Genomic DNA, 12,031 nt, shown 5'->3' on the forward strand with positions numbered 1-12,031 from the left:
GACATTTTCATGGATATTCGTCACATCACCGACCGCTATCACGTCTCTCCGCAGATCAACCCCGAAGACGCGCCTGCCATCAAGGATGCGGGCATCGCGATGGTGATCTGCAACCGCCCGGACGCCGAGGTGCCGCCATCGCACCAATCGGACGCCATGCGCGCGGCGGTTGAGGCCGCCGGTCTGCGGTTCGAGGTTCTTCCGCTGACCCATCAGACGATGACACCGGACCGGGTTGCAGAACAGGCCGCGCTGGTTGCGCAAGCAGAGGGTCCCGTGCTGGCCTATTGCGCATCTGGCACGCGCTGTTCGATCGTCTGGGCCCTGAGTCAGGCGGGGCAGATGGATGCCGATGCCATCCTCGACGCGACCGGTCGTGCCGGCTATGATTTGAGCGGTATGCGCCCGACACTTGACGCACTGGCCGCCGGCGCGCGCTAGGTCGCAAGCGGGTTCATCGCGTCGGCAACGCCATCCATCGACGACGGCAGGGTGTCCAGCACCGTGGCATCGGTCGCGGTCTGTGACCCCTGATCGACCGGTGATGGTGCATCCGGCCCGGACAAGACGGGATCGGACGGCGCGGCGCGCGGCGCGCGGGGATCTTCCGATCCGATGCGCAATGCCCTAAAGCCGTTGAGCTGGCCCAGCTTTCCCTGCGCCGCAACAAAGCCGCCATCGACGACAAGCGATGCCGTGGTCACCGCGCCCGGTGATATCTCCAGCACATCCCCCGGCCGCAGCGCGCGGGCCTTTGACAGCGGCAGATGGATGCGCGTCAGAACCGCATGCATGCGTGTGGGCACCAGTTGAAGCACCGCGCGATACTTGCCCTGCTGCCCACCCTTGGCATCCATCGCGTCTGCCACGGGTTCCGGAAAACAGAAGACCGCGCGCCCGGTTCGCGTCTCCCCCTCCAGATTGATCGTGTAGACAAGGACCTGATACGCGTCAGCCTCAAGCGCCAGTGTGGCCGCCTGAAGATCGTCCACCAAGGCGCCAAAGGCAAAGCCGTGCAGGTGCGCCATGTCCGGTTGGGTGGACAACATGGACGCACAGCGTGGCAGCGCCGCGTTCAGCAACGGCGCAACCATCGCGGCATCGGTGGGGGTAAAGCGGCGGTCGTCCAACGGAAATTGCGTGACCTTGCCCAGGGTCTGGATTTCAATCAGTCCAGTCAGCAGCGACCGGTCAACTGCCACCAATCCGCGCGCACCGGTTTCGGTTTCCAGCACCAGCAAAAGCTGATCCGGCGTCACGTAGCGCAGCGCGCGGTCGGCGGCAGAGCTGTCATGGTGCACAAGATCGCAAGACAGACCCAACCCCCACAACGCATCCGCCGCAATCGACAGGCTGCGCGCCAGTGCCCGCGGGACCGACACCGCGCCGACGCCCAACGCCTTGCGCTGCGCCTGCGCCTTGCGTTCCAGAACGGAGTCAGGTGCGTCGTCTGTCATGGCCACTTGTGATCCCTTGTCGCCGTCATCCCACCGTTATTGCGGGAATTGGTTACCAAGGGTTTAGCGCCGCAGTTATTCGCCCGGTTACTGCGCCGCCATCGCCAGCCGGTACGGCAACACCACACGGAACGTCGCGCCGGTCTGGGACGGAATGTAATCGACCGAGCCGCCCAGACGGGTCATCACCTGGCGGCAAATGGCCAACCCAAGCCCTGCGCCCCCCGCTTTCTGATCGCTGACGCGGGCGAATTTTTCAAAGATCATATCGGCGGCTTCGGGGGAAATGCCCGAGCCGTTGTCATGGAAATCAATCACCACGCGATCTGCCTCTTGCATGACGCGAATGGCCAGTTTCGGGCAGTCCGCATCACAGTATTTGCGGGCATTGGCGATCAGATTGATGAACACCTGGCTCAGGCGGTCAAGATCGGTCTCAAGCATGAGATCTTCGCGCTGTGGGACACGGGTGATGTCCAGATGCACGCCGTCCTCTCCGATCCCGGCTGAAGCCACGGCCCGATCCAGAGCGTCCTTCAGCGTGCCTTCGCGGATGTTCAGGTTCACCTGTCCGTTTTCCACCACGCTCAGATCCAGAAGATCATCGAGCAACCGTGTCAGACGCTGGGCTTCGTCATGGATGATGGACGCATAGCGCGACTGGTCTTCAGGGTTCATCTGGTCGGTGTCGCGCAGGATTTCCGAAAACGCGCGGATCGAGGTCATGGGCGTGCGCAATTCATGGCTGATCTGGCTGAGAAACGCATCCTTCTGGATCGAAAGCCGGGTGAGTTTCTGGTTCGCGTTGCGCAATTCCAGCGCGGTGCGGCTGAGTTCTTCGGACTGTTCCTTGAGCCGGGCCGAGTATTCGAGCATCTGCGCCGTCTCATCCGCCACCGCCATCAGGTCTTCGACCGACACCGCCATACCGCCGGTGATCTGCCCCACCATCGCATGGGCCGTGGCCGCACCGACCGAACTGCCCAGTTCGCGCTCCAGCACTTCAAGGAAATCCGGTGTCGGGTCCGGCAGATCCCCGCGCACACCCTGCTTTGCGGCATATTCCGCAAACAGCACCTGCGCTTCCTTGGCACCCAGAATGCGCTGCGCCATGATCATCAGTTCTTCGGCCTCGGCCCCGCCGCGCGACCAGCTTCGGGCATTGGTGGAGCGATCAAAGATATTGACGAATTGCGCCGCCTGCAGCCGTTCAAGCGGGGACGGGAATGTCACCAGCGACACCAGCACAAAGCCAGAGACGTTGAAGGCCATGCTCCACAACAATGCATGCATCAGCGGGTCGATGCCTTCGATGCCGAACAGCGCATCGGGTTTCAACCAAACCAATCCGAACAATCCGTTTTCGACCAGCGACAAGGGTAGAACCGTCCCCGCGCCAAAGCTTGGCAGGAACAGTGTATAGAGCCAGATTGCAAAGCCCAGTGTCAGCCCGGCAAACGCCCCAAGCCGGGTTGCGCCGCGCCAGAACACGCCGCCCAGCATGGCGGGCAAGACCTGCGCCAGTCCGCAAAAGGCCACAAGACCGATGGCTGACAGGGCCTCACCGCCGCTTGACATGCGAAAATAGAAATACCCCAGCATCACCACTGCCACGATCGAAATACGGCGCGACAGCAGAACCGTATGGCGCACATCGCCCGACACGCTTGCGCCACTGGGCAGCAATTTGAGCCAGATCGGCATCACGATATGGTTCGACACCATCGTCGACAGTGCAATCGCCGCAACGATCACCATGGAGGTGGCCGAGCTGAACCCGCCAAGGAAAGACAGCATTGCCAACCCGTCCTGCCCCAGCGCGAGGGGGATGGTCAGGACAAACAGGTCCGGGTTCGACCCGTCAGGCAGCACATCAAGGCCAACAACCGCAATCGGCACGACAAACAGGCTCATCAACCCGAGATACAGCGGAAAGGCCCAACTGGCGGTGCGCAGGTGGCTTTCGTCGTCGTTTTCGACCACCAGCACCTGGAACATACGCGGCAGGCAAAGGACGGCGGCAGCAGAGAGGAAGATCAACCCCGCCCACCGGCTGCGGTCGGTTTGCCAGTGCCCGAACTCGGACACCTCGATCCGGGCCAAAGCCTCGGACACACCGCCGGTGACCCCCCAGACAACAAAGATGCCAACCGAAAGCAGCGCAACCAGCTTGACCACAGCCTCGATCGCGATGGCCATGACAACCCCGTCATGGCGTTCCTTCGCATCAAGGTTCCGGGTGCCGAAAAGCACCGTAAACAGCGCCATCCCAAGCGACAGCCACAGCGCCAGATTGCCATTGCCATCCGCGGACGCGCCATCCGCATCGGTGGCGAAGACCGAAAACGACAAGGTGACCGACTGCAATTGCAGCGCGATATAGGGCGTTGTGCCGATCACGGCCAATATCGTGACACCGGCGGCCAGCAGGCTGGATTTGCCGTATCGGGACGAAATCAGGTCAGCAATCGAGGTGATTTTCTGGGTGCGGCCAATACGGATCAGTTTGCGCAGCAGCCACCACCAGCTGACCATGACCAGCGTTGGCCCCAGATAGATGGTCAGATATTCAAACCCCGTCCGCGCGGCCGACCCGACCGCGCCGTAAAACGTCCAGGCGGTGCAATAGATCGACAGAGACAGCGTGTAGATCAGCGGTGAGCGCAACCACGCCTTGCGCCCCTGCATGGCCATCCGGTCTGCGGCAAACGCCACGAAGAACAGGAACGACACATAGCCAAGGCACACGATCAGCAGAAGGTTGAGCGTGCTCATCTGTCGTCGTCCACCTGTGGGTCCATCGACTTTGCCAAGGCGCGCGACAGGCCGAAGGTCAGCAAAATGACACCGGCCCAGACGGCGAAGATATAGATCAGCGCCGACGCGCTGCTGACCCGGTCTTCGCCGGTTTGCGGCCAGACCAGTGGAATGCTCCAGAGAAAGACCGTCAGGAATGGCGCAATCCGGGCCGCATCAATGACCCTGCGGCGACGATAGGTCTTTCGTTCATGAAAGACTGCTGACGCAACGGGCCTGTCGGACGGTTCGGTCATTTGGCGGCCAAGGTTCTCACGGTCTCCAACATGTCGGCGTTGGAAAAGGGTTTGGTCATAAACGCGTTGCACCCGGCGCGTTCGGCGATTTCCCGGTCCTTGGTTTGCCCGCGCGCGGTCAACATCAGAACGGGAAGCTCTGAATGGTTGGGATCATCGCGCAGTTCGCGCAGGATGTCGTAGCCGCTTTTGCCCGGCAGCATGACATCAAGGATCAGCACATCCGGCTGTCGTTCCTTGACCTTGTCAACGGCATCCGCCCCGTTCGAATGGGTTTTGACCGACCAGCCATCGCGCGACAGAATAAAGCTGATCGCCTCGATGATGTTTGGCTCATCTTCGATCAACAACACCTGTTTCGACATCTGCCCCCCTACCGGTGCAATTCATCACCGGTCGTCTTCGTGTTACGTCACCCGTGTGCCTAGACTAATACGCTGAATGGGCAATGTGTCAAAAATTCTGGCCTTTTGTCGCCACCAAAATCGACAACTCGCGCCGGACCTCGCAATCGGGATGAGGGCAGATGCGACAGGTCAGCCCCACTTCATGCACCGGTTCGGCGGTGTTCGTCCTGGGTTCGGGCACAATCAGCATGTGGCTTTCGAAATGCACCTCTTCGCCCAGCTTGCCGCGGCGGATCGGTTGCGCCACGGCGATTGCGCGATGCCGGGATGCGGCGCGCGATGATTGTTCCAGCAATTGCGAATACACCAGCATCGGGCGCGTCAGCGCACGATACAGCGGCCAGAGCGAACATCCGGCGCCCAGACGCGGCAGCGGGAATTCCGGCAGCGGCTTGCGGAACGTGGTCACGCCCGCCCCGTCACAGATGGCAAGTCCAACCGGATCGGCAAGGCCCTCGTCCGGCATCTGCGCCAAGCGGCGCATCGCGGTTGGGATATCAGTGTCGAACGCATCGGCAAGGGCCAGCGGATCGGCCCCCGTGCGATCAATAACCTCTGCGCAGGCGTTCAGCGGGATTTTCGCCGCATCCTGACGGTATCGCGTCAACGCCAAGTGCAACAACCAGCGTGCCGATTGCGATAGGTCTGCCCCGAAATGCGCAACCACGCTGTCGACATCGGCCTCGGCGGTTTCCAGCATCGGGAAATGGAATCCGGCTTGTTGAAACACGGCGTCGATTTCATCTTGCGGCGCGTTGGTTTCAGACGCCTCGCTGTCTACTTCTTCCAGATATTGCGCCAAAGAGCGGCTGGTATCGGCCAGACGGGCGCTGTCTTCGTAGATGTTGCGATTGAAGCGGCGTTGCCATTCCGGTTCGATATCCCCCGGCTCCGCAAGGATCGAGGCCGCGGACCGGATCGCGGTGACCGTGGACAGCATTTCGTGCAGCGATGCCGCCAGATGCGGGTCATGCGTCATGCGATCGGTCAGGGTTTCAACGCTGCGCTGCAGGGTTTCCACCTTTCGCTGGGTGTCGGCCAAAAGCTGTGCCCAGCCGGGAAACCGCCCGGCGAATTCCTCGACCCGCGACAGTTCTTCCGCAGGCAGGTCGGTCTCTGATGCGGCCTCGCGCAGGGTGGCCAGAAGCGCCGTTTCCGCCCCTTCGGTCAGGGACGTCGGTTCGACCCCAAGCGCATAGGCAATATCGACCAGCAACTTCCCGCCGATTCTGCGACGGTTGTGTTCGATCAAGTTCAGATACGAGGGCGAGATATCCGCACGTTTGGCAAGCTCTGACTGTTTGATGCCCGCCATCACGCGCCGTTCGCGGATACGGCTGCCTGTCAGAGTGTCGCGGGGCATCGGTAAATCCTGTGATGAATCAAGCGCTTTCTGCAACGCAGAAGAAACTTTTTTACAGATTTCTGCAATGCATTGTGCATTTATTGACAGAAAAATCGTTTGGGTCAAAGCGCTTATTGCTATGTTTTCCATGCATAGCCGATAATCAATTTGCACATATGTGCGGTATTGGCGGCGGGAGGATTGCTGCCAGACCCTTAAAGACATTGGGAGGATAATATGTCCAAAGGCAACCTGACACGCCGTGGCGTGCTGAAGACCGGCGCAGTCGCAGGCGCTGGCCTCGCGCTTCCGACGTATCTGTCGGCGCAAGACAGCGGTTTCACAAACGCACCCACGGGATCGACCGTGACACTGGGTTTCAACGTACCACAGTCCGGCCCCTACGCGGACGAAGGCGCAGACGAACTGCGCGCCTATGAACTGGCCGTAGAGCACCTGAACGGTGAAGGCGACGGCGGCATGCTGAACACCTTCTCGTCGAAGGCACTTCAGGGCAACGGTATCCTTGGCAAGAAAGTCGAATACGTCACAGGCGACACGCAGACAAAGTCTGACGCGGCGCGCGCATCGGCCAAGTCGATGATCGAAAAAGACGGCGCTGTGATGATCACAGGCGGCTCGTCCTCGGGTGTGGCTGTTGCCGTTCAGGCGCTGTGCCAGGAAGCCGGCATCATCTTCATGGCGGGTCTGACACACTCGAACGACACAACGGGTAAAGACAAGAAAGCCAACGGCTTCCGTCACTTCTTTAACTCATACATGTCCGGTGCGGCACTTGCGCCTGTTCTGGCGGCAAACTACGGCACCGATCGTAAAGCCTACCACCTGACAGCGGACTACAACTGGGGCTACACCACGGAAGAGGCTGTCAAATCCTCGACCGAGGCGATGGGCTGGGAAACTGTCGGCACGGTTCTGACACCGCTGACACAGACGGACTTCTCGTCCTACATCACGCCGGTTCTGCAGTCGGATGCGGACGTTCTGGTTCTCAACCACTACGGCGGCAACATGGTGAACTCGCTCACCAACGCGGTGCAGTTCGGTCTGCGTGACCGGATCGCCAACGGCAAACAGTTTGAAATCGTTGTTCCGCTCTACTCCCGCCTGATGGCGAAGGGTGCGGGTGCCAACGTTAAGGGCATCTTCGGTTCCACAAACTGGCACTGGTCGCTGCAGGACGAAGGCTCCAAAGCGTTCGTAAAGTCCTTTGGCACCAAGTACGGCTTCCCGCCAAGCCAGGCGGCACACACATGCTACGTTCAGGCGCTGCTCTATGCAGACGCGGTCGAGCGTGCAGGCTCCTTCGCACCATGTGCGGTTGGCGAAGCTCTCAAGGACTTCGAATTCGACGGCATGGGCAACGGTCCAACATTGTACCGTGGCGACGATCACCAGTGCTTCAAAGACGTGCTGGTTGTGAAAGGGAAAGAAAACCCGACCTCCGAATTCGACCTTCTTGAGATTGTCGAAGTCACGCCGGTGGATCAGGTCACATACGCCCCCGATCACCCGCAATTCGCAGGTGGCCAGTTGGGCTCCTGCAACAACGGCGCCTAAGCCGCTGTTTTCCGGGGCGGGCCTTTGGGCCTGCCCCTTCTCTGCCTCAGCCCGTGGCCTAAGCCGGGGCTGTCTGCACTTCCACACTTCTGACCGCAAAGGGTGGGGCAATGGACGCCATAATTCTGCAAATTCTGAACGGGCTCGATAAGGGCTCTGCCTATGCGCTGATCGCGCTGGGCCTGACACTCATCTTCGGCACGCTGGGCGTGGTGAACTTTGCGCACGGCGCGTTGTTCATGATCGGCGCGTTCTGCGCTGTGACCCTGTCGCGCCTGATCAGCGTGAGCCACAAAGTTGAAATCCCCGGAGAGGTCGATTTCCTTGGCAACCAAGCCACCCGGGATGTGCCCTATATCTACAGCATCTTCGGGGAAACCGCCGGTGCCACGATCATTGACTGGGCGGTGCCGCTGTCGATCCTGCTGGCCATCCCGGTGATGATCCTGATCGGTGTGATCATGGAGCGCGGGCTGATCAAGCACTTCTACAAGCGCCCGCACGCGGACCAGATCCTCGTGACCTTTGGTCTTGCCATCGTGCTTCAGGAGATCATCAAGTATTTCTACGGCGCGAACCCGATCCCGACCCCGGCCCCCGAGGCATTTATCGGATCGTTCGATTTCGGCGCGCTCATTGGCTTTGACCCGGGGACGATCATCTATCCGTACTGGCGTTTGGTCTATTTCGCCTTTGCCGCTGTGATTATCGGCGCTGTCTTTGCCTTCCTGCAATTCACCACCTTCGGGATGGTTGTCCGGGCAGGCATGGCGGATCGCGAAACCGTGGGTCTGTTAGGCATCAATATCGACAAGCGCTTCACCATCATGTTCGGCCTGGCGGCAGCGGTCGCTGGTTTGGCGGGCGTGATGTACGCGCCGATCACCTCGCCCAATTATCATATGGGGATGGACTTCCTTGTCCTGAGCTTTGTTGTGGTTGTTGTCGGCGGCATGGGGTCCCTGCCAGGGGCGGTTCTGGCCGGTTTCCTGTTGGGCATCCTCGAAAGCTTTGCATCCATGCGCGAGGTTCTCGACATCCTGCCGGGCCTCAACCAAATCATCATTTATCTCGTCGCCATTGTGATCCTTCTGACCCGTCCACGCGGTCTGATGGGGCGCAAAGGCGTGATGGAGGATTAAGCCATGTTTGGATTGAACAAGAAAGACGGCTCGCTCCTTCTGCTCGTCGTTGCACTGGTGGTGTTTGCACCGTTTCTGCTCAACCCGTTCCCGGAAAGCTCTGGCTGGGCGCAGTTCAACGCGGGATACCCGGACCTGATGCAGCGGTTCGTGATCTTCGGGATTTTTGCCATCGGATTTAACATCCTGTTTGGCCTGACCGGGTATCTGTCCTTTGGCCACGCGGCCTTTCTGGGTGTCGGATCCTACGCCGCCATGTGGATGTTCAAGCTCTTTGGCATGAACGTGCTGCCAGCGCTGGCTTTGTCCGTTGTCACCTCGGGGATCTTTGCGATCCTGATTGGCTACGTCAGCCTGCGGCGGTCGGGGATCTACTTCTCGATCCTGACACTCGCCTTTGCAATGATGTCCTACTCGCTGGCCTATTCGGTTCTGGCGACCGACATGGACGGCCCCGATAAACAAGGCCTCCTGCAAAAAGGTCTGACGGGTGGGGAAACCGGTCTGCAACTGACGCAATCTGACCCGCGCATCTTTGGCGCACAGACAACGGCAGACGGCAACATCCCTGTCCCTAGCCTCTTCGGCCTTGAGATGCGCAGTGCCACGGAACTGAATGTCGGCGATTGGGTCTTTACCTTCTCGGCGGGCTATTACTTCAGCGCCGTGATCATGCTGCTCGCCTTCTACCTGTCGATCCGCATTTTCCGATCCCCGTTCGGCATGGTGCTCAGGTCGATCAAATCAAACCAGCAACGTCTGAACTATACTGGCATGAACCCCCGTCCCTATATGCTGGCCGCGTTCGTGATCTCGGGCATGTATGCCGGTCTTGCCGGGGGCCTGATGGCCGCGATGGATCCGCTGGCCGGCCCCGAACGCATGTTCTGGACAGCCTCCGGCGAGGTGGTGCTGATGACCATCCTGGGTGGCGTTGGTACGCTGATCGGCCCGGTTCTGGGGGCTGGTGCGATCAAGTACATGGAAAACATCATTTCCAAGATCAACTCGGACATCCTGCACAGCTGGTTCGCCTTCCTGCCCGACGGGCTTGAGGACATTGTCGTGACAATGATCTACCCGTTCATCGGCAAAGGCTGGCACCTGACACTTGGCATTATCTTCATGCTGGTGGTGATCTTCCTGCCCGGCGGTCTTGTCCAGGGTGGTCAGAAACTGGCCGCGATGGTGCGTCGCAAGAAGACCGACGACACCAAAACCGCCACCACTGAACCTGCAGAATAAGGAGACGTTGAGATGGGAATTCTTGAAGTCAAAGACGTCAACAAGCGGTTCGGCGGGTTGCAGGCGCTGGGGGATGTGAACCTCAGCGTCGCGGAAAACACCGTGCACGCGATCATCGGGCCCAATGGTGCGGGCAAATCGACCTTGCTCAACTGCCTCGTCGGAAAACTGATCCCCGACACGGGTTCGGTGATGTTTGACGGCCAGTCGGTGCTCGGCCGCACCCCGTTCGAGATCAACCAGATGGGCATCAGCCGCGTATTCCAGACTCCCGAGATCTTCGGGGATCTGACGGTGATGGAAAACATGCTGATCCCCTGTTTCGCCCGTCGGGATGGTTCCTTTGCGCTGCATGGCATTCGGTCCGTGACCTCCGAAGCGGAATTGCGCGATCAGGCCGAACAGATGCTTGAAGACGTGAACATGCTCGACAAGCGGAACATGCATTCCGCCTCCATGTCACGCGGTGACAAACGGCGGCTGGAAATGGCCATGTGCCTTGTTCAGAACCCCAAGCTTCTGCTGCTCGATGAACCGACAGCAGGCATGGCGCGGGCGGATACCAACAATACCATCGATCTGCTCAAAGAGATCAAAGAGACACGCGACATCACCATCGCGATCATCGAACACGACATGCATGTTGTGTTCTCTCTCGCTGAACGGATCACGGTTCTCGCACAGGGCACCCCGCTGGTCGAGGATTCACCCGAGAACATCAAGGGCCACCCGAAGGTCAAAGAGGCCTATCTCGGCGAAGCCGCCTAAGCGATCCCGTGTGCCGGGCGGATGCCCGGCCGACACCGCAACCCGTAGGCCGGGCTTCAGCCCGGCACCCGCCAAGGGGGATACAAATATGAACGTAAGACCAGACTTCTCAAAAGGCCGCAACATGGCCGAAACGGCCCCGGCCTTCCTGTCCGTCTGGGACATGCACAGCTATTATGGTGAAAGCTACATCGTACAGGGCATCTCCTTTAATGTGCACGAGGGTGAAATCCTCGCTCTTCTGGGTCGGAACGGGGCGGGCAAAACAACCACTTTGCGCTCTATCGCACGGATGGATGAACCACAGGTTAATCACGGCGAGATTTGGCTGGATCACAAGCCGCTGCACAACATGACCTCGTATGAAGCCGCCGGTGTCGGCCTTGGGCTTGTCCCCGAAGACCGCTGCATCATTCCTGGTCTCACGGTCGAGGAAAACCTGCAACTGGCCCAGATTGCCCCACCCATCGGCTGGTCAATCGAGCGTCTGTACGATCTCTTCCCGCGCCTTGGCGAACGCCGCAAGCAGGAAGGTGTGACACTTTCGGGGGGGGAACAGCAAATGCTGTCCATCGCCCGCGCCCTCGCCCGTGACATCAAGGTACTGCTGTTGGACGAACCTTACGAAGGCCTTGCTCCGGTGATCGTCGACGAGATCGAAAAGACTCTGCGCCTCATCAAGGAACAGGGCATGACAACCATCCTTGTCGAACAGAACGCCGTGCGCGCGCTGCAGCTGGCGGACCGGGCCATCATCCTTGATACAGGGTCCATCGTGTTCGACGGCAGCGCCGAAGAGGTTCTGGAGAATGACTCTCTGCGGGCCGAATACCTGGCGATCTAAGCCCGGCTTCGTATGAGACGCTGCGACTATTGCCGCCCTTGCCTTTTTCCAGGCAAGGGCGTTTTGTTTTGACCAAACAGGAGGATCCCAAATGACAGCCAAAACCTATCCCCCCTCGTCCGATCTGGTATCGCGGGCGCATGTTGATGCGGCGCGGTACGAGGAGATGTATGCGCGGTCGGTGTCTGA

General features: G+C 59.8%; 11 protein-coding genes. 6 read left to right on the forward strand and 5 right to left on the reverse strand.

Annotated elements, in window-relative coordinates; genetic code table 11:
• Positions 1-9: 9 nt before the first annotated feature.
• Positions 10-441, forward strand: coding sequence for a TIGR01244 family sulfur transferase (locus MWU54_RS04365; RefSeq protein ID WP_247080993.1), 432 nt, complete (start codon positions 10-12; stop codon positions 439-441).
• Here MWU54_RS04365 and MWU54_RS04370 read toward each other — a convergent pair.
• The 5 genes from MWU54_RS04370 to MWU54_RS04390 form a co-directional block, all read right to left on the reverse strand.
• Complete coding sequence (locus tag MWU54_RS04370) at positions 438-1,457, reverse strand: FliM/FliN family flagellar motor switch protein (RefSeq protein ID WP_247080994.1); 1,020 nt, start codon at positions 1,455-1,457, stop codon at positions 438-440. The two genes, MWU54_RS04365 and MWU54_RS04370, sit on opposite strands and share 4 nt — an antisense overlap.
• Before the next feature lie 87 nt (positions 1,458-1,544).
• Entirely contained in the window at positions 1,545-4,232 is a 2,688-nt protein-coding gene (locus tag MWU54_RS04375; RefSeq protein WP_247080995.1) for an ATP-binding protein, read from the reverse strand.
• Positions 4,229-4,510, reverse strand: a complete 282-nt coding sequence (locus tag MWU54_RS04380) for a hypothetical protein (RefSeq protein ID WP_247080996.1) — start codon at positions 4,508-4,510, stop codon at positions 4,229-4,231. The genes MWU54_RS04375 and MWU54_RS04380 overlap by 4 nt, the downstream gene beginning before the upstream one ends.
• A complete protein-coding gene (locus MWU54_RS04385) occupies positions 4,507-4,875 on the reverse strand; it encodes a response regulator (RefSeq protein ID WP_247080997.1) in 369 nt (122 codons plus the stop codon). The genes MWU54_RS04380 and MWU54_RS04385 overlap by 4 nt, the downstream gene beginning before the upstream one ends.
• A gap of 88 nt (positions 4,876-4,963) precedes the next feature.
• The gene (locus tag MWU54_RS04390) at positions 4,964-6,280 is read right to left on the reverse strand and encodes a helix-turn-helix domain-containing protein (RefSeq protein ID WP_247080998.1); all 1,317 of its coding nucleotides are present in this window, start codon (positions 6,278-6,280) and stop codon (positions 4,964-4,966) included.
• A 219-nt stretch (positions 6,281-6,499) separates the two neighbouring features.
• On the opposite strand from MWU54_RS04390, the gene MWU54_RS04395 reads away from it, so the two are divergent.
• From MWU54_RS04395 to MWU54_RS04415, 5 genes are all read left to right on the forward strand, one after another.
• Positions 6,500-7,843: a substrate-binding protein gene (locus tag MWU54_RS04395; RefSeq protein ID WP_247080999.1), complete on the forward strand. Its 1,344-nt coding sequence runs from the start codon at positions 6,500-6,502 to the stop codon at positions 7,841-7,843.
• 110 nt (positions 7,844-7,953) lie between these two features.
• Complete coding sequence (locus MWU54_RS04400) at positions 7,954-8,985, forward strand: branched-chain amino acid ABC transporter permease (RefSeq protein ID WP_247081000.1); 1,032 nt, start codon at positions 7,954-7,956, stop codon at positions 8,983-8,985.
• 3 nt (positions 8,986-8,988) lie between these two features.
• Complete coding sequence (locus MWU54_RS04405) at positions 8,989-10,230, forward strand: branched-chain amino acid ABC transporter permease (RefSeq protein ID WP_247081001.1); 1,242 nt, start codon at positions 8,989-8,991, stop codon at positions 10,228-10,230.
• Between the two features lie 12 nt (positions 10,231-10,242).
• The gene (locus tag MWU54_RS04410) at positions 10,243-10,998 is read left to right on the forward strand and encodes an ABC transporter ATP-binding protein (RefSeq protein WP_247081002.1); all 756 of its coding nucleotides are present in this window, start codon (positions 10,243-10,245) and stop codon (positions 10,996-10,998) included.
• Between the two features lie 88 nt (positions 10,999-11,086).
• Positions 11,087-11,842: an ABC transporter ATP-binding protein gene (locus MWU54_RS04415; RefSeq protein WP_247081003.1), complete on the forward strand. Its 756-nt coding sequence runs from the start codon at positions 11,087-11,089 to the stop codon at positions 11,840-11,842.
• Positions 11,843-12,031: the final 189 nt, after the last annotated feature.

It is taken from the genome of Marivita sp. S6314 (genome assembly GCF_023015985.1).
GTDB lineage: Bacteria > Pseudomonadota > Alphaproteobacteria > Rhodobacterales > Rhodobacteraceae > Marivita.

What these genes read in the sequence shown, in the direction of transcription:
- MWU54_RS04365 (WP_247080993.1), top strand. Translation starts at nt 10, where the DNA reads ATGGATATTCGTCACATCACCGACCGCTATCACGTCTCTCCGCAGATC.
- MWU54_RS04370 (WP_247080994.1), bottom strand. Translation starts at nt 1,457, where the DNA reads ATGACAGACGACGCACCTGACTCCGTTCTGGAACGCAAGGCGCAGGCG.
- MWU54_RS04375 (WP_247080995.1), bottom strand. Translation starts at nt 4,232, where the DNA reads ATGAGCACGCTCAACCTTCTGCTGATCGTGTGCCTTGGCTATGTGTCG.
- MWU54_RS04380 (WP_247080996.1), bottom strand. Translation starts at nt 4,510, where the DNA reads ATGACCGAACCGTCCGACAGGCCCGTTGCGTCAGCAGTCTTTCATGAA.
- MWU54_RS04385 (WP_247080997.1), bottom strand. Translation starts at nt 4,875, where the DNA reads ATGTCGAAACAGGTGTTGTTGATCGAAGATGAGCCAAACATCATCGAG.
- MWU54_RS04390 (WP_247080998.1), bottom strand. Translation starts at nt 6,280, where the DNA reads ATGCCCCGCGACACTCTGACAGGCAGCCGTATCCGCGAACGGCGCGTG.
- MWU54_RS04395 (WP_247080999.1), top strand. Translation starts at nt 6,500, where the DNA reads ATGTCCAAAGGCAACCTGACACGCCGTGGCGTGCTGAAGACCGGCGCA.
- MWU54_RS04400 (WP_247081000.1), top strand. Translation starts at nt 7,954, where the DNA reads ATGGACGCCATAATTCTGCAAATTCTGAACGGGCTCGATAAGGGCTCT.
- MWU54_RS04405 (WP_247081001.1), top strand. Translation starts at nt 8,989, where the DNA reads ATGTTTGGATTGAACAAGAAAGACGGCTCGCTCCTTCTGCTCGTCGTT.
- MWU54_RS04410 (WP_247081002.1), top strand. Translation starts at nt 10,243, where the DNA reads ATGGGAATTCTTGAAGTCAAAGACGTCAACAAGCGGTTCGGCGGGTTG.
- MWU54_RS04415 (WP_247081003.1), top strand. Translation starts at nt 11,087, where the DNA reads ATGAACGTAAGACCAGACTTCTCAAAAGGCCGCAACATGGCCGAAACG.